The organism is Parachitinimonas caeni (genome assembly GCF_030129945.1).
GTDB lineage: Bacteria > Pseudomonadota > Gammaproteobacteria > Burkholderiales > Chitinimonadaceae > Parachitinimonas > Parachitinimonas caeni.
The window spans coordinates 1-388 of record NZ_JARRAF010000214.1 but is presented as its reverse complement, the minus strand read 5'-3'; the positions used below and the strand labels follow the sequence as shown (position 1 = coordinate 388).

The 388-nt window shown below is 59.5% G+C and carries 1 pseudogene; it reads left to right on the top strand.

Features of this window, described 5'->3' with window-relative positions:
- Nucleotides 1-388 (top strand): annotated as a pseudogene (locus tag PZA18_RS24370) (hypothetical protein); the annotation flags it as partial.

Sequence of the window (388 nt, the reverse complement as noted above, 5' to 3'; positions counted from 1 at the left end):
GGTGGCACCCCTACCGCACCCGTGGGCGGCACGCCCGGTAACGACTATCTCTATAACGCTACCACCATCGCCGGCGGCGATGGCAATGACTTTATCGTTGCCAGCAAGGGAACTGGCGACCTGAATGGCGGCCTGGGTAACGACTATCTCTACACCAATGCTGGGCAGAAACAGGCTTGGGGGGGCTTTGGCGATGACTTCATCTCGGGCCGCACCGTTATCACGCCGGTGCAGGGCGGGCCAGCCACCAAGACGCCAGAGGAATGGCAACGAATCTGGAAGGAGTATTACAACGACTGGAAGATTCTGAGCACCAGCAAGAATCCGCAAACCGGCTGGCGAGCCATCGGTGGCTATAGCGTCACTGGCTGGAGTTTCGAGCTGACTG